Origin of the sequence: Bradyrhizobium betae, assembly GCF_004123905.1 — a bacterium.
GTDB classification, from domain to species: domain Bacteria; phylum Pseudomonadota; class Alphaproteobacteria; order Rhizobiales; family Xanthobacteraceae; genus Bradyrhizobium; species Bradyrhizobium betae_A.
The window spans coordinates 302,591-324,336 of the sequence record NZ_MZXW01000053.1; the positions used below are offsets into that span (position 1 = coordinate 302,591).

Annotated in this window: 21 protein-coding genes; 8 read left to right on the top strand and 13 right to left on the bottom strand. The window is 64.1% G+C overall.

What is annotated here, in order from left to right; all coding sequences use genetic code 11:
* Positions 1-46 precede the first annotated feature (46 nt).
* From B5V03_RS36575 to hemP, 4 genes are read right to left on the bottom strand one after another with little or no spacing between them, the layout of a single operon-like run.
* Positions 47-844 (bottom strand): heme ABC transporter ATP-binding protein, encoded by a 798-nt coding sequence (locus tag B5V03_RS36575; RefSeq protein WP_129275255.1) that lies wholly within the window; start codon positions 842-844, stop codon positions 47-49.
* Positions 841-1,935 carry a FecCD family ABC transporter permease gene (locus tag B5V03_RS36580; protein ID WP_129275256.1) on the bottom strand — a complete coding sequence of 365 codons (1,095 nt, stop codon included), beginning with the start codon at positions 1,933-1,935 and terminating at the stop codon, positions 841-843. Before B5V03_RS36580 ends, B5V03_RS36575 begins: the two co-directional genes overlap by 4 nt.
* A complete protein-coding gene (locus tag B5V03_RS36585) occupies positions 1,932-2,882 on the bottom strand; it encodes a heme/hemin ABC transporter substrate-binding protein (RefSeq protein WP_129275257.1) in 951 nt (316 codons plus the stop codon). The genes B5V03_RS36580 and B5V03_RS36585 overlap by 4 nt, the downstream gene beginning before the upstream one ends.
* A 6-nt stretch (positions 2,883-2,888) precedes the next feature.
* A complete protein-coding gene (gene hemP, locus B5V03_RS43100) occupies positions 2,889-3,014 on the bottom strand; it encodes a hemin uptake protein HemP (protein WP_081492870.1) in 126 nt (41 codons plus the stop codon).
* Positions 3,015-3,342: 328 nt separating this feature from the next.
* Here hemP and B5V03_RS36595 point away from each other — a divergent pair, with 328 nt between their 5' ends.
* From B5V03_RS36595 to B5V03_RS36620, 6 genes are all read left to right on the top strand, one after another.
* Positions 3,343-5,688: a TonB-dependent hemoglobin/transferrin/lactoferrin family receptor gene (locus tag B5V03_RS36595; protein ID WP_129275259.1), complete on the top strand. Its 2,346-nt coding sequence runs from the start codon at positions 3,343-3,345 to the stop codon at positions 5,686-5,688.
* A 97-nt stretch (positions 5,689-5,785) separates the two neighbouring features.
* Entirely contained in the window at positions 5,786-6,118 is a 333-nt protein-coding gene (locus B5V03_RS36600) for an antibiotic biosynthesis monooxygenase family protein (RefSeq protein ID WP_129275260.1), read from the top strand.
* A gap of 24 nt (positions 6,119-6,142) precedes the next feature.
* Positions 6,143-6,649, top strand: a complete 507-nt coding sequence (hutX, locus tag B5V03_RS36605) for a heme utilization cystosolic carrier protein HutX (protein WP_129275261.1) — start codon at positions 6,143-6,145, stop codon at positions 6,647-6,649.
* A gap of 24 nt (positions 6,650-6,673) precedes the next feature.
* A complete protein-coding gene (gene exbB / locus B5V03_RS36610) occupies positions 6,674-7,450 on the top strand; it encodes a tonB-system energizer ExbB (RefSeq protein ID WP_129275262.1) in 777 nt (258 codons plus the stop codon).
* Positions 7,451-7,453: 3 nt separating this feature from the next.
* Positions 7,454-7,900, top strand: a complete 447-nt coding sequence (exbD, locus tag B5V03_RS36615; protein ID WP_129275263.1) for a TonB system transport protein ExbD — start codon at positions 7,454-7,456, stop codon at positions 7,898-7,900.
* On the top strand, positions 7,900-8,733 hold the full coding sequence (locus B5V03_RS36620; protein WP_129275264.1) for a TonB family protein: 834 nt from the start codon (positions 7,900-7,902) through the stop codon (positions 8,731-8,733). The genes exbD and B5V03_RS36620 overlap by 1 nt, the downstream gene beginning before the upstream one ends.
* Positions 8,734-8,864: 131 nt before the next feature.
* On the opposite strand, the gene B5V03_RS36625 is transcribed toward B5V03_RS36620, so the two are convergent.
* The 3 genes from B5V03_RS36625 to B5V03_RS36640 form a co-directional block, all read right to left on the bottom strand.
* Entirely contained in the window at positions 8,865-10,220 is a 1,356-nt protein-coding gene (locus B5V03_RS36625) for an esterase-like activity of phytase family protein (protein ID WP_129275265.1), read from the bottom strand.
* A 128-nt stretch (positions 10,221-10,348) separates the two neighbouring features.
* Complete coding sequence (locus B5V03_RS36630; protein WP_129275266.1) at positions 10,349-10,531, bottom strand: hypothetical protein; 183 nt, start codon at positions 10,529-10,531, stop codon at positions 10,349-10,351.
* 263 nt (positions 10,532-10,794) lie between these two features.
* On the bottom strand, positions 10,795-11,799 hold the full coding sequence (locus B5V03_RS36640) for an alpha/beta fold hydrolase (protein WP_129275268.1): 1,005 nt from the start codon (positions 11,797-11,799) through the stop codon (positions 10,795-10,797).
* Positions 11,800-11,931: 132 nt separating this feature from the next.
* Between B5V03_RS36640 and B5V03_RS36645 the strand changes: the two genes are divergently transcribed.
* The gene (locus B5V03_RS36645) at positions 11,932-12,825 is read left to right on the top strand and encodes a LysR family transcriptional regulator (protein WP_129275269.1); all 894 of its coding nucleotides are present in this window, start codon (positions 11,932-11,934) and stop codon (positions 12,823-12,825) included.
* Positions 12,826-12,943: 118 nt separating this feature from the next.
* Here B5V03_RS36645 and B5V03_RS36650 read toward each other — a convergent pair whose 3' ends face one another.
* From B5V03_RS36650 to B5V03_RS36670, 5 genes are all read right to left on the bottom strand, one after another.
* Positions 12,944-13,915, bottom strand: a complete 972-nt coding sequence (locus tag B5V03_RS36650; protein ID WP_129275270.1) for an MBL fold metallo-hydrolase — start codon at positions 13,913-13,915, stop codon at positions 12,944-12,946.
* A 132-nt stretch (positions 13,916-14,047) separates the two neighbouring features.
* A complete protein-coding gene (locus B5V03_RS36655) occupies positions 14,048-14,947 on the bottom strand; it encodes a carbohydrate ABC transporter permease (protein WP_129275271.1) in 900 nt (299 codons plus the stop codon).
* Positions 14,940-15,896 (bottom strand): carbohydrate ABC transporter permease, encoded by a 957-nt coding sequence (locus B5V03_RS36660; RefSeq protein ID WP_129275272.1) that lies wholly within the window; start codon positions 15,894-15,896, stop codon positions 14,940-14,942. The genes B5V03_RS36655 and B5V03_RS36660 overlap by 8 nt, the downstream gene beginning before the upstream one ends.
* A gap of 124 nt (positions 15,897-16,020) precedes the next feature.
* Positions 16,021-17,361, bottom strand: coding sequence for an ABC transporter substrate-binding protein (locus B5V03_RS36665; RefSeq protein ID WP_129275273.1), 1,341 nt, complete (start codon positions 17,359-17,361; stop codon positions 16,021-16,023).
* A gap of 87 nt (positions 17,362-17,448) precedes the next feature.
* Entirely contained in the window at positions 17,449-18,492 is a 1,044-nt protein-coding gene (locus B5V03_RS36670) for a C-terminal binding protein (RefSeq protein WP_129275274.1), read from the bottom strand.
* Between the two features lie 261 nt (positions 18,493-18,753).
* Between B5V03_RS36670 and B5V03_RS36675 the strand changes: the two genes are divergently transcribed.
* Positions 18,754-20,439 (top strand): methyl-accepting chemotaxis protein, encoded by a 1,686-nt coding sequence (locus B5V03_RS36675; RefSeq protein ID WP_129275275.1) that lies wholly within the window; start codon positions 18,754-18,756, stop codon positions 20,437-20,439.
* A gap of 145 nt (positions 20,440-20,584) precedes the next feature.
* Here B5V03_RS36675 and B5V03_RS36680 read toward each other — a convergent pair whose 3' ends face one another.
* Entirely contained in the window at positions 20,585-21,562 is a 978-nt protein-coding gene (locus tag B5V03_RS36680) for a Bug family tripartite tricarboxylate transporter substrate binding protein (RefSeq protein ID WP_129275276.1), read from the bottom strand.
* Positions 21,563-21,746 lie beyond the last annotated feature (184 nt).

Below are 21,746 nucleotides of genomic sequence, written 5' to 3' on the forward strand. Positions count from 1 at the left end.
ACCCTCTCCCCAGCCCTCCCCCGCAAGCGGGGGAGGGAGCGGACCGTCACTGTGGCACCACCGCCCGCATCGATTGCGGCAGCACGTAGGGCACGCCGTCGGCCTCGTGAACGACGGCGTCGATCTCGAAAATCTCGCGGATGATCTCGCGCGTGACGATGTCCGCGCGGGGACCGTCGGCGGCGAGCTTGCCGCCGTTCAGCACGACGAGCCGGTCCGCAAAGCGTATCGCGAGATTGAGGTCGTGCAGGATCGCGATGACGGCCGTGCCATTGGCCGCGCGGCGGCGCGCGGCCTCGACGAGGTCGATCTGGTGGCGCAGGTCGAGGCTCGACGTCGGCTCGTCCAGCAGCAGCAATCCCGGTCCATGCTCGGCCTCGCCGCAGGCGAGCTGCACCAGCACGCGGGCGAAATGGGTGCGTTGCTGCTCGCCGCCGGACAGCGTCGGCAATTTCCGCTCGCGAAAATGCGATAACCCGACCTCATCCAGCGCAGCGTCGACAAGCGAACCGGCGTCGCGCGCGTTGCGGTCGCCCGCGCCCATCAGCACGATCTCCTCGACCGTGAACGGGAAGGTGACGTTGATGTGCTGGGACAGCATTGCGCGGCGCGCAGCGAGCTCGCGTGGTGTGTAGCCGCGGATATCGCGCTGCTTCAGCCGCACCTCGCCTTCGTTCGGTCGGAGATCGCCGGAGAGCAGCCGCAGCAAGGTCGACTTGCCGGCGCCGTTCGGACCGATGATGGCGACCATCTCGCCGGCTGCAACCGAGAGGCTAACGCCATCGAGCAGCGTCGCGCGACCGGCGCGCTTGCTGAGGGCTTGCGCCTCGATCACCGCGCTCATAGCGAGCCGAGCCCGCGCTGTCGCAGCAAAATCCCCAAAAAGACCGGGGCGCCGACCGCGGCGGTCAAGATACCGATCGGCATTTCTGCCGGCGCCACGATGGTGCGCGCCAGCGTATCGGCGCCGACCATCAGGATCGCGCCTGACAGCACCGAGGCCGGCAGCAGCAGGCGATGCGCGGGGCCGATGACGAGGCGCAAGAGATGCGGCACGACGATGCCGACGAAACCGATGACGCCGCTGATCGACACCGCAACGCCGGTCATGGCGGAGACCATGACGATCGAGATCCGCTTGAGACGCTCGACATCGACACCGCCGTGAAAGGCGTCGGCCTCGCCAAGCACCAGCAAATCGAGGCCGCGCGCAATGTACACACAGGCGCCAAGCCCGATGACGAGGATCGGCGCCAGCACGGCAGCCTTGGTCCAGGTCGCGCCGCTCATCGAGCCCAGCAGCCAGAACGTGATGTCGCGGAGCTGGCGGTCGTCGGCGATGAACACCAGAAGCCCGACGCCGGCATTGGTAATGGCGGTGATGGCGACGCCGGCGAGCAGGAAGATCGCGATCGAGGTCCGCCCGGCGCGGCTGGAGATGCCATAGAGGAGGGCGGTCGTGGCCAGCGATCCCGCGAAGGCCGCGAGCGGCAGCAGCTCGGTCTGGAGAAAGCGCAGCGTCTCGCCGAAGCGTGAATCGGTGAAGACAATCGCGCTTGCCGCCGCCAGCGCGCCGCCGCTGGAGACGCCGACCAGCGCGGGATCGGCGAGCGGATTGCGAAACAGGCCCTGCATGATCGCGCCGGCCGCGGCGAGCAGGCCGCCCACCATCGCGGTCGCCGCGATCCGGGGAATGCGGATCGACCACAGCACGAGCTGGTCGCGCGCCGTCATGGCATCGGCGGTGGTGTTGCCGGTGAATCCGAGCGCGGCGGGCAAACGGGAGAGGGGAATGCCGGCTGCGCCGACCGTCAGCGCAATGATGGCGGTGACAACCAGCACTGCGAGCAGAAAGGGAATCGCAATCGACGTAAACCGCCGTCCCGCGCCCGCTCGTCGCGGGCTCTGCGCATCCGTCCCGGCCGCCACATTCATTGCCGGCAATTCGTTGCTGACAGAGCCGATTTGAACGCGCCGCCATCGGCCAACGCCGGATAAAGCTTGACGGAGAGATCACGCGCCGCCGCTGCCGTGCGCGGACCGAAGCCGAGCAGATAGAGCCCGTCCATCGTGATAAAACTCTTGTTGGCCGCGACCGGCGTCAGCGCAAAGCCGGGATGGGTGTAGACCGCGTCGGCCTGGAGCGATTCCTTGCCGCGCTCGATCGACAGCACGACATCGGGTTTTGCGGCCACGATCGCCTCGTCGCCGATGATCTTGTAGCCGTCGTAATCCTCGACCGCATTGGCCGCGCCGGCGAGCTGGATGATCTCGTCCGCAGCGGTCTTGTGGCCGGCGACCATCGCGCGCCCGTTCTGGAGCGACATCACGAACATCACGCGCACCGGCTTCGTCACCTTGGTGCGGAGGGCGCGGAGCTGCGCAAGATCCGCACTCACGGCGGTGCTCAGACACTCGGCGCGCGCATCGACGCCCATGGCATGGCCGACCAGCTTGATCTTCTCGATCAGGCCGTCCTCGGAGAAGGTTTCGGGCACCAGCACCAGCGGCACCTTCGCCGTCTCCAGCAGGTCCATGGTCTCGCGCGGGCCCGACCCCTGGATCGCCAGGATCAGCGTCGGGTTGAGGCCGAGCACGCCCTCGGCGGAAATCTGGCGCATATAGCCGACATTGGGTTTGTCGTGCAGCGCCGCTGCCGGATAAAGACTCGTGGTGTCGACGCCGACGAGCCGGCTCTCCAGCCCGAGCGCATAGAGGATCTCGGTGATGGCACCGCCGATCGAGACCGTGCGGGCGAAATCGGCAACAGTGACGTCGCGATTGCGCGCGTCATGCACGGTGATACCGGCAGCGTGCGCGGGAGACACAAGCGCGATCGTGCCGGAGATCAGGAGCTGTGTGAGGGTGCGACAAAATGTCATGACGGGTTACTTGGTCAGGATCAGCTTGTTCTGCGAGGTGAGGCGAAGGCGATAGCTGTCCTCGCCATGCGCGATGATGATCTCGCGCTCGGCCGCAAACAGCTCGCGGCTGTCGATCCGGCTCCCGCGCACGGTGAGCGTTCTCGTTGTTGCAGAAGGGCTTTGTGTCGGCCCGGCGGCATCGCCGTGGTTGTCTCCGGATGCTGCTGACATTGTTGGTGTGATGCGCTTTCGAAATTTCAGATGCTGCCTGTTTGTACAGGCGGCATCAGGCGCATTCCAACGGCGGCAATTTACAATCGATATAAACTGCAACCTGATGACATTGACCGCCCGAGTGTTGCCACGTAACCAATTATGGCAATGCGGCCGGGGAGTCCGCACCAGAAAATAGCCAGCCAGTCGCTCGCCTCGTGCGGCGCACGCCAGCCAAATTAAGATAGATGATTGGGTTGGGGTTATGGCTGACGGGGCTAGGTATTCGCGCGCCTTGATTTTGGGCGCGTCGGTGGTTTCGATCGCGGCATTGGCGACGGAAAGCAGTTTTGCGCAGACGATTCAGCCACAGGCTGAAGGTGTGTCCTCGGAACGGCCGAAGCAGGCCAAGCGCAAGCCGGCCAAGCCGCAAGTTGCGCAGCAGGCAACGCCCGACGCCATGAACGCCCGCGCCCAGGCCGGCACGGCGTCCGTTCAAACGCTCGACACGATCACGGTCGCTGCAACGAAGACCAAGGAGCGCGCGATCGACGCGCTCGCGCCGGTCAGCTCGATTTCACTCGAGCAGATCCAGGGGCTTCAGCCCAACCGGCTGTCGGGCATCTTCTATGCCGTGCCCGGCGTGTCGTTCCAGGAGCGCGGCGACGATCCCGCGACCGTCATCAACGTCCGCGGCCTGCAGGATTTCGGCCGCGTCGCGGTCGTCGTCGACGGCGCACGGCAGAACTATCAGCGCACTGGCCACAACGCCAACGGCTCCTTCTTCCTCGATCCTGAATTGATCGGCGGCGTCGACGTGGTGCGCGGACCTACCGCCAACATCTACGGCTCCGGCGCGATCGGCGGCCTGGTCTCGTTCCGCACCAAGGACATCAACGACGTGCTGCGTCCCGGCGAGCGTTGGGGCGTCGATCTCTCCGGTACCTACGGCTCCAACAACAATCGCGGCCTCGGCTCGGTCTTCGGCGGCGTCCGCGCCACGCCCGATGTCGATGTCTTCGGCGGCGCGGTCTACCGCACGCAGGGCAACTACAAGGACGGCAACGGCACCGAGATCGGCAACACCAACAACCAGGTCGAGGCCGGGCTGTTGAAGCTCACGGTGCGCCCCGCCCTCGGTCACGAGGTCAAGTTCGGCGCCACCTTCCAGGACTATCAATACACGATCGGGCAGATGAACACCGGTCCGGTGGCGACCGCGGCGCAGCGCGCGCTCTATCAGGGCTCGTCGGTGTATGCGTCCGACACCAAGAACTACACCGGCACGGTCACCTGGAACTATTCGCTGCCGAGCGACAATCTGTTCGACTCGCACGTGTCGGTCTATGGCAACCGCACCGACAACGACCAGACCAAGACCTATCACTACTCGACCTCGGGCGCGGCCTATTGCGGCGCAGGCAATGTCGGCAACAACATCTCCGGCTGCGTCGGCGACAAGCGCAGCTATTCGCTCGACACGTTTGGCATCGACGCCAACAACACCACGCGCTTCAACGTCGGCGACTGGCGCAATGCCGTCACCTACGGCTTCGACGCGTTCCAGGACGACGTGATCACGACCGACAGCCGCGGCAACTCCAACATCACCACGCCGAGCGGCATCCGCACCGTGTCGGGCGGTTTCATCCAGCTGAAGCAGAATTACGGCACCTGGTTCGAGGCTGTGAGCGCGATCCGTTACGACCGCTACAATCTGCAATCGGGCAGCACCAACACCGGCGGCGACCGCTTCTCGCCGAAGATCACCCTCGGCGTCACACCGGTCGCGGGCTTCCAGCCCTATGTCAGCTACGCCGAAGGCTATCGTGCGCCCTCGATCACCGAGACGGTGATCTCCGGCGCGCATGCGACCGGCGGCGGTCCGGCCTTCTTCGTCTGCCCCGACGGCACGTCCGGCCTGTTCTGCTTCCTGCCCAACCCGAACCTTCGCCCTGAAGTCGGCAAGAACAAGGAAGTCGGCTTCAACCTGAAATACGACAACATCTTCTCGGCCTCCGACTCGTTCCGCGGCAAGATCAATCTGTTCCGCAACGACGTCTCCGACTACATCGACCTCGTGGCATCGACGCCGGTCCCGACCGGGTTCGGCTCGTTCAGCCAGTTCTACCAGTACCAGAACATCGCCAATGCCCGCATCGAGGGCTTTGAGGCGGAGACGATGTACGATGCCGGCGACTGGTTCGTCGGCGTCGCCGGGCATTACATCAAGGGCAAGAACGTCCAGACCAATATCGGGCTCGCGACCATCACCCCGACCAAGGTCGTCACGACAGGCGGTGTCCGCCTGCTTGATCGCACCCTGATCCTGTCGGCGCAGTGGGCGTCATACGGTCCGAACAACGATGTGCCCGCCGGCTATGTGCCTTCGACCGGCTACGACCTGATCAACATGTACCTGACTTACAACGCGACCAAGGACATCGTGTTCTCGGCCTCGATCGACAATCTCCTGAACCAGTACTACCGGCCTTACGCGATTCCGGGCAGCTCGACCGACGGCACCACGCAGAACGACGTGCTGTGGACGAGCCCGGGTCCGGGCCGGGTCTACAAGGCGGGCCTGAAGATTCACTTTGGAGGTGCGTAAGCCCTAGGCGCCGCAACACCAGCAATCCCGCCGGGCCGCGCTGATGCTCCAGCGCGGCCTCGGTGCGTTTTCGTTTTGATCAGAAGGAGAGACTCTTATGTTCATCGCCATGAATCGTTTCCAGGTGAAGAAGGGCGCGGAGACCGCGTTCGAAACCGTCTGGGCGACCCGTGAATCCTATCTCGGCACCATGCCGGGCTTCGTCGAGTTTCATCTGTTGAAGGGCCCGGAGGCCGAGGACCACACGCTCTATTCGTCGCACACGCTTTGGGCCGACAAAGCGGCGTTCGAGGCGTGGACGCGCTCGGACCAATTCCGTCGTGCCCATGCCCGCGCCGACAATCCGACCGGCGAGAGCCTCTATCTCGGCCACCCCAAGTTCGAGGGCTTTGAGGTGATCCAGAGCGAGCGCAAGGCCGCGGCCGCCTGAGGCGGCGTCGATAAGGAGCTGGACATGCTGAGCACCGATCTCAAGGCGTATATGGCCGACAATCCCGGCGTGGTGATCGAGGACGTTGCGCGTGAGCGCAAGGTCACCCCGCGCGCGGTGATCGAGGCGCTGCCGTCGTCCATGGTGCGGATTGGAGGCGGCGAGCATTTCGCCGCCGCCATGCAGGACATCGCGCAATGGGGCGAGGTCACGCTGATCGTCCACACCGACGATGCGATCTTCGAGTTCACCGGTCCCATTCCCGCGGGCGAGATCGGCCGCGGCTATTTCAACCTAATGCAGCCGAAGGGATTGCACGGCCATCTCCGCCACGAGCGCTGTGCGGCTGTCGCTTTCGTCGAGCGTCCCTTCATGGGCAAAAGCTCGGCGTTCATCGCCTTCGTCAATGCCGATGGCGGCATCATGTTCAAGGTGTTCGTCGGCCGCGATGAGACCCGGGCGCTGCGCAGCGATCAGCTGGTGCGGTTCCGGCAGCTTGCGGAGCGGATCGCGGCCTCGGTCGTGGCGTAGCCTACTTTCTGTCGGGAGATCAGGATGCAGGGCGTTTCAAAGCTTCGGCAAATGATCGTAACAATCGCGCTGGCGCTCGTGCCGGCCCCGGCCTTCGCGATCGACGAGGCGCTGTTGCCGCGCAATTTGTCGCCCTGGGGCATGTTCCTCGGCGCCGACATCATCGTGAAGACCGTGATGGTGGGCCTCGCCATCGCCTCGCTGGTGACATGGACGGTGTGGCTCGCCAAGACCATCGAGTTGCGCCGCAAGGGCACGCTCGCCGTGCAGCGCACGCGCGAGCTCGAAGGCAACATCAAGCTGACGGAGGCGGCCGAGCGGGCCGGCGACGCACGTGATGCAGTCGCCCAGCTCATCCAGTCCTGCGCGAAGGAAGCCGAGCTCTCCGGCGGCGTGCTCGACGACGGCCTTCAGGAGCGCGTGGCGCTGCGGCTGGAGCGGGTCGAGGCGGCGATGTCGCGGCAGATCGCGCGCGGCACCGGCGTGCTCGCGACGATCGGCGCCACCGCGCCGTTCGTCGGCCTGTTCGGCACCGTCTGGGGCATCATGAACGCCTTCATCGGCATCTCCGAGAGCCACACCACGAGCCTTGCGGTGGTCGCGCCCGGCATCGCCGAGGCGTTGCTCGCCACCGCGCTCGGCCTCGTCGCCGCTATTCCAGCGGTGGTGATCTACAACCATCTCGTCCGCGGCATCGCCAATTACCGTGCGCTGCTCGGCGACGCCTCGGCGCAGTTGATGCTGCTGGTCAGCCGCCAGCGCGACAACAGGGAGTTCCGCCTGTCGCGGGCGGCGGAGTAGGCCATGGGCGCGAAGCTCGGCGCACGTACCGGATCGCCGCTCAAGCGCGGCGTCCCTGACGATCTCGACGTCACCCATGAGATCAACGTCACGCCGTTCATCGACGTGATGCTGGTGCTGCTGATCATCTTCATGGTGGCAGCCCCGCTCGCCACCGTCGACATCGGCGTCGAGTTGCCCGCGACGGCCGCGGAGCCGGCGCCGCGGCCGGACAAGCCGATTTTTGTCACGGTGAAGCCGGATCTCACCATCGCCGTCGGCGAAGACACGATGGCGCGCGACGGTCTCGCCGCTGCGCTCGACGCCGTCACCAAGGGCCGCAAGGACGAGCGCATCTATCTGCGCGCCGACAAGGCCGTCTCCTATGGCGACTTGATGAAGGTGATGAACACCCTGCGCAATGCCGGCTATCTCAAGGTCGCCCTGGTCGGCCTCGACGGACGCAGCTGATGGCCGCGGCGAACGCCTTTGCCCTGTACGAGTCGCTGCGAGAGCGCGAAACCGCGCGCTGGGGCGTGTCGGGCGCGGTGATCGTGGTGTTGCATATTGCCGCCGCGCTGCTGGCGATGAGCTGGCTGAGGTCGCAGCCCGAGCAAGGCGTGACCCTGCCGGCGATCATGATCGATATGTCGCCGGCGACGTCGGCGCCGCAGCCGACGCATGACGATGTTGCGCCGGGGCTGTTGATGCAGGAGGCCGACGCTTCGCCGCCGGAGCCGGTGCAGCGACAGATGGTCGAAGAGACCATCGCGCCGACACCGCCGCAGGAAAAGCCTGACGTCGTGGCGCCGCCGGAGCAGAAGCAGGAAGCCACACCGGCCAAGCCCGAGCCGGCGAAGATCGTGCCGGTCGAAAAGCCCGCACCTTCGAGGCCGAAGGTCGTTCGTCGCGAGGCGAAGAAGCCGTCGGACGCAACGCCCGCGCCGCGCACCAGCGCGCCGCCGCGGGCCGAGCGCGAGGCGCCGATGGCATCCGCTATGAGCGCAGGTGCGGTCGCTTCAGCTGTTGCGTCCTACAATCAACGCGTCCGCGCGCATCTGATGCGCTTTCACCAATATCCGTCGAGCGGCGGCGGCGCGCGCGGCGTCGCCAGGCTGAGCTTCACCCTCAGCCGCAGCGGGCAGGTGACGTCCAGCCGTCTCGGTGGTTCGTCGGGCGTTGCCGCCTTCGACGCCCAGGCCATGTCGATGATCCGCCAGGCCTCGCCGTTTCCGCCGATCCCGGACGAGATCAAGAACGGCTCGATGAGCTTTTCGATCCCGGTGGAGTTTACGGTGCGCTAAATCCACCACTGGATGCCCCGGCTTGACCGGGGCATCCAGTACGCCGAGGCTGCACGCTTCTATCGCTGGCGCCCCGGCGTACTGGATCGCCCGGTCAAGCCGGGCGATGACCGTGTTGAGAGAGCGTCGCTTTACTTCGCCTTCAGAAAATCCGCGACGTCGAGCAGCATGAACTCGTCGTCGTCGGCCTTGTTGGGATCGCGGCTGGAGGAGAACGGCAAATTGTTGTCGTTGCCGACGATGATGTGGGTGTCGTCGACGCGATCGACGTTCTCGATGGTGAAGAACGGGAAAGTGTAGACGCCGTCATTGAGGGCTTTGCGGGCCTTCTTGTCGGGATCCTGGATCTTCATCAGGTCGATATAGCCGATCTTGCGCACGGGCTTGCCGACATTGGCGTCGCTCAGCTCAATCTTGTAGACGCGCTTGAACTTGGCCACGTCAGGGAAGCAGTTCTCGCCGCGGGTGCCTTGCGGGCAGGCCTTGTCTGCGGTGCCTTCGCCGTTGTCGCGCTCGATGATGAGGCCGGCGCTCGGGTCGATCATGTTGAAATCGCCGATGGCGTTGCCGTTCTGCTCGAACACATACTGCCAGTAGCGGCCGGTGAATTTTTCCGCGGCGATGTCGAACTCAAGGATGCGGGAGGCTTCCTTGCCGTCGACCTTTTCCCAATCCTTCTTCTCGGCGTCCCACAGCGGCCCCTCGAGCAGGCCGTAGAGGAATTTGCCGTCCTTCGACGAGGCAAAGCCCTCGTAGCCCTTGGAGCGGCGCAAATTGACGTTGGTGTAGGTCGCGCCCGGCGCGCCCGGCGTCGCCACCGCCCAGTGATCCGGCGAGCGCACCGGCTTGCCGTCGGCAATGGTCTCGAACACGCCGAGGATTTTTCCGGTCTTGTCGGCCTTCAGGATGTAGGGGCCGAACTCGTCGCCGATCCAGAAGGTGTCGCCGATGATCTGGAAGCCCTCGGTGTCGAAATCGGAGCCGGTGAGGTAGCGCTTCTGGGTGTCCTCGTGGACGATGCGGAAGGGGACCTTCTTGTCGGGATCGTGCAGGAAGATGGTCTCCTGACGCTCGATCTTGCCGCTGGCCCAATCCATCTTGTAGCGGTTGAGATACAGCATCGAGTCCGGCGAGTTGGCGCGTGCGCCCATGCCGTTGTCGGTGATCACCCAGTAGCTGCCGTCGGGCATGTGCTTGATGCCGGAATGGCCCTGCAGCGGCTGGCCCTTGAACGGCAGCGACACGCCGGTCGACCGCTCATAGGACTTGCCCATCACGGTGCCGAGCGCGTCGACACGCTTGCCGGTGGTGTATTTGCCCGAGGTCTTGAGATCGGCGGGCGCGTCGGCCGGCGCGTCGATGAAGGTCGCGGCCGGCATCACCACGTGGCCGGCGAGCTTGGCCGGGAATTCGCCTTCGCTCTGCGCGAGCGCCGTGCTCGCGGCGAGAATGATCGTTGCGACGGTAGAGAGAAAAGTCGCGCGCATGTGCGTCTCCTGTTAGCGGACGACGCCTTATGCGGACGGCACATTGCAGTTTTGTGAAACCGGGCCAATGGCCGCAGGCGCAAGCCCCGGAGCGATCTCCGGAGCTTCGTTTGGCCTGCCGCGAAGCGTTATCCGCCGTAGCACGGCTGGCCGGACATTTTCCTCGCCTTGGTGCAGCGCGGGAGGTTATTGGCCTGTGATGGCTTGCTGCTCTTCTTCGCCGCCGTCGAACTTGCGGTTTGAGCCTGCACGCTGGATGCAGCAGGGATGAGCAACAGAACGGCGGCGACGATCAATGCCAATGTCTTCATGTCAAATGCTCCAGAAAATCAGAAATTAATGTTCTGGAGCCTATGCGCGCGATTTTCCGTTGTAAAGACGCCCGCAGATTATTCCCTTACCGCGCCGGTCAGCGATGACACGTAGTAGTCCACGAACAGCGAATGGAAGATGGCAAAGAGGCCCACGCAGGTCGCGGACGCTCTGGGCGTTGGCCGCCGATGCAAACAGCGCGGAGGCGGCCGGAACGGTCATGGCGTCGAAGGCGGCATTCATGACCGTCCCTTCGGAGCCATCAGGCAATTTTGCGGGCGAGGAAATCGCGGATCAGTGGCGCGACCTCGTCGAACCTGTCCTCGAGAAGGAAATGGCCGGAGTTGATCAGATGAAATTCCACCTGCGGCAGGTCGCGCTTGTAGGGATGCGCGCCGTCGGCGGGAAAGATGAAATCGTTCTTGCCCCAGACGATCAGCGTCGGCGGCTTGTGCTTGCGGAAATAGGCCTGCACCGCCGGATAGAGCGGCAGATTGGTCCGATAGTCATAGAACATGTCGAGCTGGATGTCGTTGTTTCCCGGCCGGTCGAGCAGCGCCTGGTCATGGACCCAGTTGTCAGGCGAAATCCGAGCCACGTCCGACATGCCGTCGGTGTACTGGAATTTGGTCGTCTCCAGCGTCAGCAGCTTCATTAGCGCCTGACGGCTCGTCGCTGACCCGTCGGCCCAGTATTGCTTGATCGGATTCCAGAACTCCTTCAGCCCTTCATCATAGGCGTTGCCGTTCTGGACGATCAGGCCGCTGACGCGCTCGGGATGCTTCAGCGCCAACCGCCAACCGACGGGAGCACCGTAATCCATGACGTACATCGTATAGCGCTTGACACCGAGCTGGTCGAGCAGGCCGTCGACGAGCTCGCCGAAGCGATCAAACGTGTACTTGAAAGATTCGCGCGGCGGCATGTCGCTCTGGCCATAGCCGGGGTAATCGGGGGCAATCACGTGGTAGCGATCCGCGAGTGCCGGGATCAGGTTGCGGAACATGTGCGAGGAGGTCGGGAAGCCGTGCAGCAGCAGCACAACGGGAGCGTCCTTCGGCCCGGCTTCACGATAGAAGATCTTGATCCCGTCGACCGTCTTGGTTCGATGGTAGGTGACCGGATATCCGGTGCTGGCGCGGTGGCTGCTCTGCTGCGGCTTTGCCGATGCATCCGAAGCCGCTGCAGCAACCGCCATTCCCGACAATCCAAGAACGAGGTGCCGGCGATCGAGCTTGGCTGTCGGCGTAACCCTTGCTGTAGTCATGTCGTTATCCCCAGTCAAAATACTCATATTCGCGCATAGAGGCGGCGCGGCTTCGCAGTAGCCGATTGCTGCAGTGCCGAGCAGCCGATAAGATCGGTAAGCAACTTCTCAGGATGTGGAAAGCTAGGACGTATGGACCGGTTGGAGGCCATGTCGGTGATCATCGCGGTCACCGAGACCGGTAGCTTTTCAGCTGCCTCCCGGCGCCTCAATATTCCGGTTGCGACCGTCAGCCGCACTGTGGCCGAACTCGAGTCGCGGCTGGCAGCCCAATTGTTTCAGAGATCGTCGCGTCGGACGGCGCTGACTGATGCCGGGCGTTCCTACATCGACGCATGCAAGCGCATCGTCGAGCAGGTGGAAGAAGCTGAGCGGGAGGTTTCCGGCGAGTACAGGACCCCGAAGGGCGATCTCGCAGTCACATCGCCATGGGGGCTGGGGCACATGCACCTGTTGCCGATCGCTCTCGGGTTCATGGACGCCTTTCCCGAGATCGCCGTGCGGCTCGTGATGACCGACCGCATCGTCGACACGGTCGAGGAGAACATCGATGTCTCGGTTCGGATCGGCAATCTCCCGGACAGCAATATGATCGCAACGCGGGTCGGCTCGGTCCGGTTCGTGCTCTGTGCAAGCCCCGGCTATGTTGCCAAACGCGGAGAGCCGAAGGCGCCTGGAGATCTCGCGGCTCACGACTGTATCGGCATAGACAGCCTTGCGGCTCAGCGCGCCTGGAAGTTCGTGACGGATGGCCGTGAGATCGCGGTCCCGATACGGTCGCGACTGACCGTCAGCGACTCCGAGGCAGCGATCGAAGCCGCCGTTGCGGGCGCCGGCATCACCCGCGTGATGTCCTACAAGATGGAGGCCGCACGGCGGGCCGGAAAGCTCGTCATCATGCTCGATCAATTCGAACAGGCGCCGTGGCCGGTACATGTCGTCTATCAGGAGCGCAAGCCCATGCCGCTCAAGCTCCGTGCCTTTATTGACTGGGTCATCCCACGCCTCAAGGCGCAACTCACCTAGCTCTTGCTATTCCTTCGCTGCGCCCGTCAGCGATGACACGTAATAGTCCACGAAATTTCTGCGGTGCTCATGTCAATCTCGTTTTCAGAATGCGGGATTGCCGATGACGGCGGGGTTCTCAAACGCCTTCGTAGACCAGTCGGGTGAAGAAGCCGGGGTCGATCACGAACTGCCCCCATATCGCGTCGAACGCCGCGGTCGGCTTGGCCGCAACGGTTTCGTCCCGCGTTCGCCCCTGCTTCTTGAGCCGGGCGACGTTGTCGCGGATCCCGACGAGCATCTCGCGAAAGGCCAGGAATTCGGCCTTGCTGCCGACTGGCTTGCCATGCCCGGCGATGACGATCGTGTCCTTATCCATGGCCGCGAGGTTGGCGTCGCAGGCAGCGATCATCCCGTCGATGCTGCCGCCGGTCGAATAGTCGATGAACGGATAGATGCCGTTCCAGAACAGATCGGCGACGTGAACGACGTTGGCTTCGGCGAAGGTGACGGAGATGTCGCTATCGGTGTGCGCGGGTCCGTAATATTTCAGGGCGATCGAGGCCCCGTTGAGCTTGAGCTCGTGGCTGCGGGCAAAGACCTCACTTGGAATTCCGCCTGCGCCGAGCGGAAGGAAATTGTAGTCCCAGTCCTCGACCCGCTGCACTTCGGCGAGGTGCTTTCGGGTATTTTCCTGCGCAATGATTTTTGCGCCCGCCGCATGCAGCCATTCGTTGCCGTCGGCGTGATCGAAGTGCCAGTGGGTGTTGACGAGGTGGGTGACGGGATCGGCGCCCAGATCGGCCAGCGCCTTGGTCAGTTGGGGACGCGAGACACGGATGCCCGCATCGATCAGCAACTTGCCGTCAGGTCCCGTCAGAACGGCGATAGTGCCTCCGGAGCCTTCGAGCACGCTGATATTTCCGCGCAGCTTGTAGGTCTTGATCGGTGAAATTGCCGCGCTGTCTTTGATCAGGCTGACAAGGCCGCGCGCTTCCGCGTAGGCCTGCCTCGGGGTGAGCCATCCGCCGGTGGCCGCGAACGCCGCGCCGCCGACGCAACACAGGCAGAAGCCGCGCCTTGAGAGTTGATGAGGTCGTGGCGATGACATGCAAGCCTCGCGATCTCGAGGGATCAACGACGGCGTCAAGGGGCGTCCCCCGCCATCTGCGCCGCAAGATCGAACGAAACGCGTCAGCGATCTATCAGGAGTGCACGAACCTTCGCGATCGCACGGAAGCTGCTACTCCTTCACCGCACCTGTCAGCGAGGACACGTAGTAATCCACGAACAGCGAGTAGAAGATCGCGACCGGCAGCGAGCCGAGCAGCGATCCCGCCATCAGCGCACCCCATTGGTAGACGTCGCCGGTGACGAGCTCGGTCAGGATCGCGACCGGCACGGTCTTGTTGGCGCCGCTCTGGATGAAGGCGAGCGCGTAGATGAACTCGTTCCAGGACAGCGTGAACGAGAAGATGCCGGCCGAGATCAGGCCGGGCACCGCCAGCGGCAGCGTGATCCGGCGCAGGATCTGGAGGCGCGTGGCGCCATCGACCAGCGCGCATTCCTCGAGCTCGTAGGGGATCGACTTGAAATAGCCGATCAGCAGCCAGGTGCAGAACGGCACCAGGAAGGTCGGATAGACCAGGATCAGCGCCAGCGGCGAGTCGAACAGGCCGAACTGCACCACCACGGTCGCCAGCGGAATGAACAGGATCGACGGCGGCACGAGATAGGCCATATAGATGCCGAGTCCGACATAGGGACTGCCGCGGAAGCGCAGGCGCTCGATCGCGTAGGCCGCAAGCGTGCTCGCGATCAGCGACAGCGTGGTCGAGCCGATCGCCACCATCATCGTGGTCCACAGCCAGCGCGGATAGGCGGTGTCGAACAAGAGATGCTTGATGTGGGCGAGCGTCGGCGAGGAGATCCAGAACGGGTTGTGCTCTTTGTAGTTCATCAGCTCCGCGTTCGGCTTGAACGACGTGATCGCCATCCAGTAGAACGGAAACAGCAGGATCAGCACGAAGCAGCCGAGCGGCAGATAGATCATCATCAGCCGCCGCAGCCCGGAATCCCAGGCCATGGTGTCGGGCGCCGCTTTCGCGTCGGCGACGGCCGGTTGAGCGACGGTATCAGTCATTGCTCTCTCCCTGCTGCCATTTGCGGCGCGCCAGGCCGAAATAGGAAAACAGCGTCGCGAACACCAGGAACGGGATCATCGATACCGCGATCGCCGCACCTTCGCCGAGCTCGCCGCCGGCAATACCGCGCTGGAACGCCAGCGTCGCCAGCAGATGGGTCGAGTTGCCGGGGCCACCGCGGGTGATGGCGTAGACCAGCTGGAAGTCGGTGAAGGTGAAGATGATCGAGAAGGTCATGACGATGGCGAGGATCGGCATCATCATCGGGAAGGTGATGTAGCGAAAGCGCTGCCATGCGCTGGCGCCGTCGAGCATCGCGGCCTCGTAGAGCGAGGGCGAGATGGTCTGGAGTCCAGCGAGCAGCGAGATCGCGACAAAGGGAATGCCGCGCCAGATGTTGGCGGCGATCAGCGAGAACCGTGCCGGCCAGGGCGAGCCGAGGAAGTCGATATTGGTCGAGCGCCAGTGCAGCACGTCGACCAGCAGATAGGAGATGATCGAGAATTGCGGATCGTAGATCCACCAGAACGCCAGCGCCGAGAGCACCGTCGGCACGATCCAGGGCAGCAGGATGATCGCGCGCAGCAGGCTCTTGAACGGAAAATGGTTGTTGAGCAGCAGCGCCAGCCAGAAGCCGAGCGCGAATTTCCCGAAGGTCGCAATGCCCGTGTAGACCACGCTGTAGAACACCGCGTTCCACCACAACGAGTCGGTGAGCAGATACTGAAAATTCTCGAGGCCGACATAGACGCCCTTGCGGCCGATCGTGGTGTCGGTGAAGGCAAGCCAGATGCCGAGGCCGAGCGGATAGGTCAGGAACACCCCGAGCAGCCCGATCGCGGGCGCAAGGCACATCACGATCAGGAACGGCTTGTAGTCGAACAGGCGGACCAGCCAGGATTGCTGGCGGTGTACAAAGGCGGGAGAAGAGAGCGTCGTCACGGACATTGAGGGGTTGTCCTGTCTGTGAAAGTCACCACACCCGTCATTGCGAGCGAAGCGAAGCAATCCAGTCTGTCTCCGCAGCTACAGTCTGGATTGCTTCGTCGCTTCGCTCCTCGCAATGACGGCCTTACTTCTGCCTTCTAAAATACCGCTTGCAGCGCTGCTCGGCCTCCGCGGCTGCGGCCTCCGGCGTGGCGGCGCCGGTTGCGACGGACGCGCACATCTGGATCAGCACGTAGTCGGCGCTGACGGCGCCGGTCGCGGTCGAGATCGGGCCCGCATAGCCGTCATAATAGGTGCTGTTCATGGTGTCCTTGAACAGCTTCACCTTGGGATCCTGCGACCACACGGCGGCCTCGGCATAGGCGGCCAGCGGCTGGGCCCAATAGCCGGAATTGGCGTTGAGCCACGGCTCGTACTGGTCCTTTTCCAGCATGAATTGCAGGAAGGCCTTTGCGGCGTTGGGATACTGGCTGTGCTTGAACACCATGGCGTTCAGCGTCAGGCCCGCCATCGGCGAGACCTTGGCCAGGCCCTTCGGCAGCAATTGATGTTCGGTGTCTTCGGCGATCGCCTTGGTCGCGGGATCGTTCTTCAGAGAGAAATACAGCGAGACGCCGTTCGCGCTCAGGGAGATCTCCTGTGCGGCGTAGGCGCGGTTGTTGCTGACGTCGTTCCACGACGTCGTGCCGGCGATGAAGGTCGGGTAGAGTTGCTTGACCCAGTTCAGCGCGGCGATGGTTTCCTTGCTGTTGATGACGACGTTGCCCTCTTCATCGAGCAAGGCGGCGTTGTGCGACCACAGCGCCCAGTTCGCAAAGCCGTTGCCGTCGCCCTTGGCGTTGCCGAGCGCGAAGCCCGCCGGCTTGCCGGCCTTTTGCAGCTTCTGGCAGAGGTCGACAATGCCGGCATGGTCTTCCGGCACCTTGTCGAAGCCGACCGATTGCAGGATCGACTTGCGATAGATCAGGGGACCCGCGGTGGCGCCGAACGGCAGCCCGATCCAGGAATCACTCTTGTTCTTCTTGCCGTAGCGCTGCGCCAGCGGCAGCCAGCCGCCATAGCGCTTGCCGACATAGTCGGCGACGTCGGTGAGCTCGATCAGCTTGTCGATATAGATGTGCGGTGCATCGGAGAAGCCGATGATGATGTCGGGGCCGGCGCCGGAATTGGCGGTGACCGCGGTCTGCTGGTTGATGTCCTCCCAGCCGACGAAGTCGACCTTGACCTCGACGCCGGTCTCCTTGGTGAATTTGGCCGCATTGGCGCGGAACACGTCCTCGTCGGCCTGGACGAAGCGCACCGGCCGCAGCATGCGCAGCGTTGCGCCCTTCTCGATCTCGCGCTTGGGCGCCGGGACGTCGGCAGCCTTGATGTTGGATGTTTGCGCTGCAGCACCAGTGGCGGCAAACGTCGCAGCGGACAGGCCCAGCGCCAAGGCATCACGACGTGTGATGTCGTTCCTCATCAGTACCTCCCTATGATGTCTCCCTTCCCGGCGTTGATCGCCGGTGAAGGGCCGTTTCGGTCTTTTGGCGCTTGTTGCGCCGGCCGCCTAGCTGTTCGGCCCGCGGTCCATGCCGACGGGCTGCCAGCGGCGGAGCGCGGTGTCTTGCAGCACCGACGGATTGACGCAGCTTACCGGCCACATGCCCTGAAGCACCAGTGACAATTCGTAGCCCACGCGGCGCTTGCGCGCCTCGTCGAACCGTGCCGAGGCCGAGGCGACATGGGCGGTCAGGGTCACGTTCTCCATGCTGAGGATGGGGTTGTTGTGCAACGGCGGTTCTTTCTCCAGCACGTCGAGGGCGGCATGCGCGATCCAGCCCTCCTGCAGTGCCTTGATCAGGCTTTCCTCATCCACCGTGGCGCCGCGGCCGGTGTTGATGAACACCGCACTCTTTTTCATCTGCCGAAAATGTTTCTCGGTCAGCATGTGATGCACCTCAGGCCGGGCAGGGGCGTGCATCGAGACGAAGTCGGATTGCGACAGTACCTCGTTCAGTGTTGCCGGGATGACGCCGTGCTCGGACATCAGCGTTTCCTGGATGAAGGGATCGTAGGCCATCATGCGCAGGCCGAACGGCGCTGCGCGCTTCGCAACCGCACGCGCGACGCGGCCGAACGAGACGAAGCCGAGCGTCTGGCCCATCAGCCGCGGGACTTTCAGGAGGGCCGGCCGGCCTTCGGCCCAGCGGCCGTCGCGCACCATCCGGTCCTGCTCGACCAGGCGGCGGAAGCCCGCGAGCAGCAGCATCATGGCGTGGTCGGCGACCTCCTCGATGAAAGTGTCGGGGATGTTGGTGACGGGAATGCCGCGCGCGGTCGCGGCCTTGACGTCGACGCTGTCAACGCCGACCGAGCCGAGCGTGATGACCTTGCAGCTTTCCAGTGCCTCGATGATGGTTTTGGTGATCGGGATGCCCTTGGCGTAGATCGCGTCGGCATTCCTGGCGGCGGCGATGAACTCCGCCTCGTTGGCCGGCGCCTCGACGATCTCGGCGTCGATCGGATCGAGCGCCTCGCGCTCGTACGAATAATCGCTGCCCGCGACCGTGAAGCTCGCGCCCTTTGGCGTCACCACCCTGTATTTCGGCATTTCCTGCTCCCGATTTGGTTTGTCGGTTCTTGTTGCGGGCCCGGCCTTCTTGGCGGGCCTTTGCGTCTTTTACGCGAATTCGATGCGCCTGCGTACAATTCACGGTTGTCCGGCATGATGATTATTGCCGGTTTTGACGGCATCGTCAGGGCTTCTACGGAGGCACGTAAGTAACTTGCTAAGGGGTCTCACACTAAAAGTTGATTCAATTTCGAACGATTCACTCGCGTGCCCGTATCCCTTTTTTGCCGGAGCCATCCCGTGAAGTTGAGCAATCTGAAGATCGCCCCCAAGCTTGGCATCCTTGTCGGCGTCACGCTGTTTGGCCTGTGCATCTCCGGCGTTCTCGCCGGTTATCTGATGAAGCACGAGATGGTGAATGCACGCATCGATCAGACCAAGTCGATCGCCGACTTGGGACGCAACTATGCGGCCGCGCTGAAGAAACGTGTCGATGCCGGCGAGCTGACGAAGGATGCGGCCATGGCCGAGCTTCGCCGCTACGGCAATGCGATGACCTACGACAACGGCTCGGGCTATCTGTTCGGCACGTCCTATGACGGCATCACGCAGCTCGCGCCCGATCCGAAGCAGATCGGCGCCAACCGCATGGACGTCGTGACCAACGGCCGCAAGCTGTCGGTCGAGCTGATGGAAGGCGTCAAGGCCAACGGCTCGATCCTGCTTTATTATGAATATGTGAAGCCCGGCCAGGAAAAGCCGATCCGCAAGATCGGCTACGCGGTGGCGGTCCCCGGCTTCGACATGTATCTCGGCACCGGCGCCTATCTCGACGACATCGACGCCAAGATGGGCCCGGTGTTCTGGCTGCTCGGCCTCGCCATCCTCGGCATCGTCATCGTTGCCGGCAGCGTTGCCTGGCTGATCGGCCGCAGCATCAGCCGCCCGCTGGCGCTGCTCGGCACCCGCATGAAGGATCTCGCCGACGGCAAGCTCGAAGGCGACATCCCCGGCGTCGGCCGCGGCGACGAGATCGGCGCGATGGCTTCGACCGTCCAGATCTTCAAGGACAACGCCGTCCGTATCCGCGACCTCGAGAAGACCGAGGCGGACGCCAAGGAACGCGCCGCGGCGGAACGTCGCAGTGCGATGGAGGGCATCGCCAGCGACTTCGAACGTAGCGTCAACGGCATCGTCCGCTCGGTCTCGTCGGCTGCGGCCGGCATGCAGAGCACGGCGCAGTCGATGACCGCGACCGCCAGCGACGCCTCGTCGCGCGCGGCCACAGTCGGCGCCGCCTCGCAAAAAGCCTCCGGCAATGTCGGTACGGTTGCCGCGGCTGCCGAAGAGCTGTCGAGCTCGGTTGCGGAAATCTCCCGCCAGGTGACGCGCTCGACCGAAGTTGCGAGCCGCGCCGTCAGCGATGCCGAGCGTACCAACGCCACGGTGCAGGAGCTCTCCACCGGCGCCGAGAAGATCGGCGAGGTGGTCAAGCTCATTCATTCGATCGCGGCGCAGACCAATCTGCTCGCGCTCAACGCCACCATCGAGGCCGCGCGTGCCGGCGAGTCCGGCCGCGGCTTCGCCGTCGTCGCCTCCGAGGTCAAGGCGCTCGCCAACCAGACCGCCAAGGCCACCGAGGAAATCTCCGCCCAGGTCGCGGCGATGCAGACCTCGACCAGCGATGCGGTCGCCGCGATCGGCGGCATCACGCAGACCATCGCCGAGATGAGCGAGATCACGGCGGGCATCTCCGCCTCGATCGAGCAACAGGGCGAGGCGACCCGCGAGATCGCGCGCAACATCCAGTCGGTCGCCGCCGGCTCGAGCGAGATCAACGCCAATATCGGCAGCGTCACCTCGGCCGCGGAAGCGACCGGCGCGGCGGCCACCGACGTGCTGACCAACGCCCGCGAGCTGGACAGCCAGTCCGGCGCGCTACGCAGCGCGGTCGACGGTTTCCTCTCCAAGGTGCGCGCGGCGTAAAGCCAAACCTGCTTGCGCTGCTATCAACCACGACGTCATGCCCGGGCTTGTCCCGGGCATCCACATTCTCAGGCACCGCACGCTCGGATGCGCGTGGATGGCCGGGACAAGCCCGGCCATGACGGAGGGTGCTGAGGGCGCTGCCCTACTGCTTCTCGATCCCCGCGTCGCGGATCAGCCGCTCCCACAGCACCAGTTGCTGATCTACGAATTTGCCGAGCTCCTCCGGCGTGCCGGAGAAGGCATCCATGCCGAGCGTGGCGAGCTGGGCCTTGATCTCCGGCTTCTCGACGATCTTGCGGATCTCGGCATTGAGCCGCGTCACGATGTCCTTCGGCATGCCGGCCGGGCCGAAATAGCCCTGCCAGGACGAGATGTCGAAATCAGGCACGCCGGCCTCCTGCATCGAGGGCAGGTTGGGCACCAGCGGTGTGCGGTCCCTGGTGGTGACGGCGAGCGCGTGCAGCGCGTTGCCCTGCACATGCGGCAGGCCGGTGAGGATGTCGACGAACATCATCGAGACGCGGCCGCCCATGACGTCGTTGAGCGCCGGCGGCGAGCTCTTGTAGGGCACGTGCAGCAGGTCGAGCCCGGCCTTTTGCGCGAAGGTCGCCCCCGACACGATCGCCGACGACGAGCCCGAGGCGTAGCTCAGCTTGCCCGGATTGGCCTTGCCGTAGGCGACGAGCTCGCCGACGGTCTTGGCCGGCACGTCGGGATGGATCACCAGCATGAAGGGCAGATCGCCGGTGCGCGCGATCGGAGTGAAATCCTTGACGGGATCGTAGGTCAGGCTCTTGAGCAGAAAGGGGTTGGCCGAATGGGTGGTGTTGGTCGTCACCAGCAGCGTGTAGCCGTCGGGCGCCGCTTTCGCGACATAGGTCGCAGCGATCATGCCGTTGGCGCCCGCCTTGTTCTCGATCACGATGCCGACGCCGAGCGCTTGGGCTAGATGCTGCGAGATCAGCCGCGTCGTGGTGTCGGTGCCGCTGCCGGCCGCGAACGGCAGCACCAGCGTGATGTTGCGGCTCGGCCAGGTGTCGGCCTGTGCGGCGGATGCGGCTGCAACGCAGAGCGCGGCCGCGCCGGCAGTGCGCAGGGCGCGGATCAGTGATGACAGCATGTGTTGTTCGTTCCCTCTTTTTCGTTGGCGGGGAACCTAGCTTGTCCAAGCAAAAATCAAAAGGCGTGAGTTAACTCGGTCTCGTGCCCCGGACGCAGCGCAGCGCTTCTTCAGCGGTGCGCTGCAGAGCCGGGGCCCATGCCGCGGCAAACTGGGTCCCGGCTCTGCGCAGCGTCACTACGTG

What these genes read in the sequence shown, in the direction of transcription:
- B5V03_RS36595 (WP_129275259.1), top strand. Translation starts at nt 3,343, where the DNA reads ATGGCTGACGGGGCTAGGTATTCGCGCGCCTTGATTTTGGGCGCGTCG.
- B5V03_RS36575 (WP_129275255.1), bottom strand. Translation starts at nt 844, where the DNA reads ATGAGCGCGGTGATCGAGGCGCAAGCCCTCAGCAAGCGCGCCGGTCGC.
- B5V03_RS36625 (WP_129275265.1), bottom strand. Translation starts at nt 10,220, where the DNA reads ATGCGCGCGACTTTTCTCTCTACCGTCGCAACGATCATTCTCGCCGCG.
- B5V03_RS36640 (WP_129275268.1), bottom strand. Translation starts at nt 11,799, where the DNA reads ATGACTACAGCAAGGGTTACGCCGACAGCCAAGCTCGATCGCCGGCAC.
- B5V03_RS36585 (WP_129275257.1), bottom strand. Translation starts at nt 2,882, where the DNA reads ATGACATTTTGTCGCACCCTCACACAGCTCCTGATCTCCGGCACGATC.
- B5V03_RS36655 (WP_129275271.1), bottom strand. Translation starts at nt 14,947, where the DNA reads ATGACTGATACCGTCGCTCAACCGGCCGTCGCCGACGCGAAAGCGGCG.
- B5V03_RS36600 (WP_129275260.1), top strand. Translation starts at nt 5,786, where the DNA reads ATGTTCATCGCCATGAATCGTTTCCAGGTGAAGAAGGGCGCGGAGACC.
- B5V03_RS36650 (WP_129275270.1), bottom strand. Translation starts at nt 13,915, where the DNA reads ATGTCATCGCCACGACCTCATCAACTCTCAAGGCGCGGCTTCTGCCTG.
- exbB (WP_129275262.1), top strand. Translation starts at nt 6,674, where the DNA reads ATGCAGGGCGTTTCAAAGCTTCGGCAAATGATCGTAACAATCGCGCTG.
- B5V03_RS36620 (WP_129275264.1), top strand. Translation starts at nt 7,900, where the DNA reads ATGGCCGCGGCGAACGCCTTTGCCCTGTACGAGTCGCTGCGAGAGCGC.
- B5V03_RS36645 (WP_129275269.1), top strand. Translation starts at nt 11,932, where the DNA reads ATGGACCGGTTGGAGGCCATGTCGGTGATCATCGCGGTCACCGAGACC.
- B5V03_RS36660 (WP_129275272.1), bottom strand. Translation starts at nt 15,896, where the DNA reads ATGTCCGTGACGACGCTCTCTTCTCCCGCCTTTGTACACCGCCAGCAA.
- B5V03_RS36580 (WP_129275256.1), bottom strand. Translation starts at nt 1,935, where the DNA reads ATGAATGTGGCGGCCGGGACGGATGCGCAGAGCCCGCGACGAGCGGGC.
- exbD (WP_129275263.1), top strand. Translation starts at nt 7,454, where the DNA reads ATGGGCGCGAAGCTCGGCGCACGTACCGGATCGCCGCTCAAGCGCGGC.
- hutX (WP_129275261.1), top strand. Translation starts at nt 6,143, where the DNA reads ATGCTGAGCACCGATCTCAAGGCGTATATGGCCGACAATCCCGGCGTG.
- B5V03_RS36630 (WP_129275266.1), bottom strand. Translation starts at nt 10,531, where the DNA reads ATGAAGACATTGGCATTGATCGTCGCCGCCGTTCTGTTGCTCATCCCT.
- B5V03_RS36670 (WP_129275274.1), bottom strand. Translation starts at nt 18,492, where the DNA reads ATGCCGAAATACAGGGTGGTGACGCCAAAGGGCGCGAGCTTCACGGTC.
- B5V03_RS36665 (WP_129275273.1), bottom strand. Translation starts at nt 17,361, where the DNA reads ATGAGGAACGACATCACACGTCGTGATGCCTTGGCGCTGGGCCTGTCC.
- B5V03_RS36680 (WP_129275276.1), bottom strand. Translation starts at nt 21,562, where the DNA reads ATGCTGTCATCACTGATCCGCGCCCTGCGCACTGCCGGCGCGGCCGCG.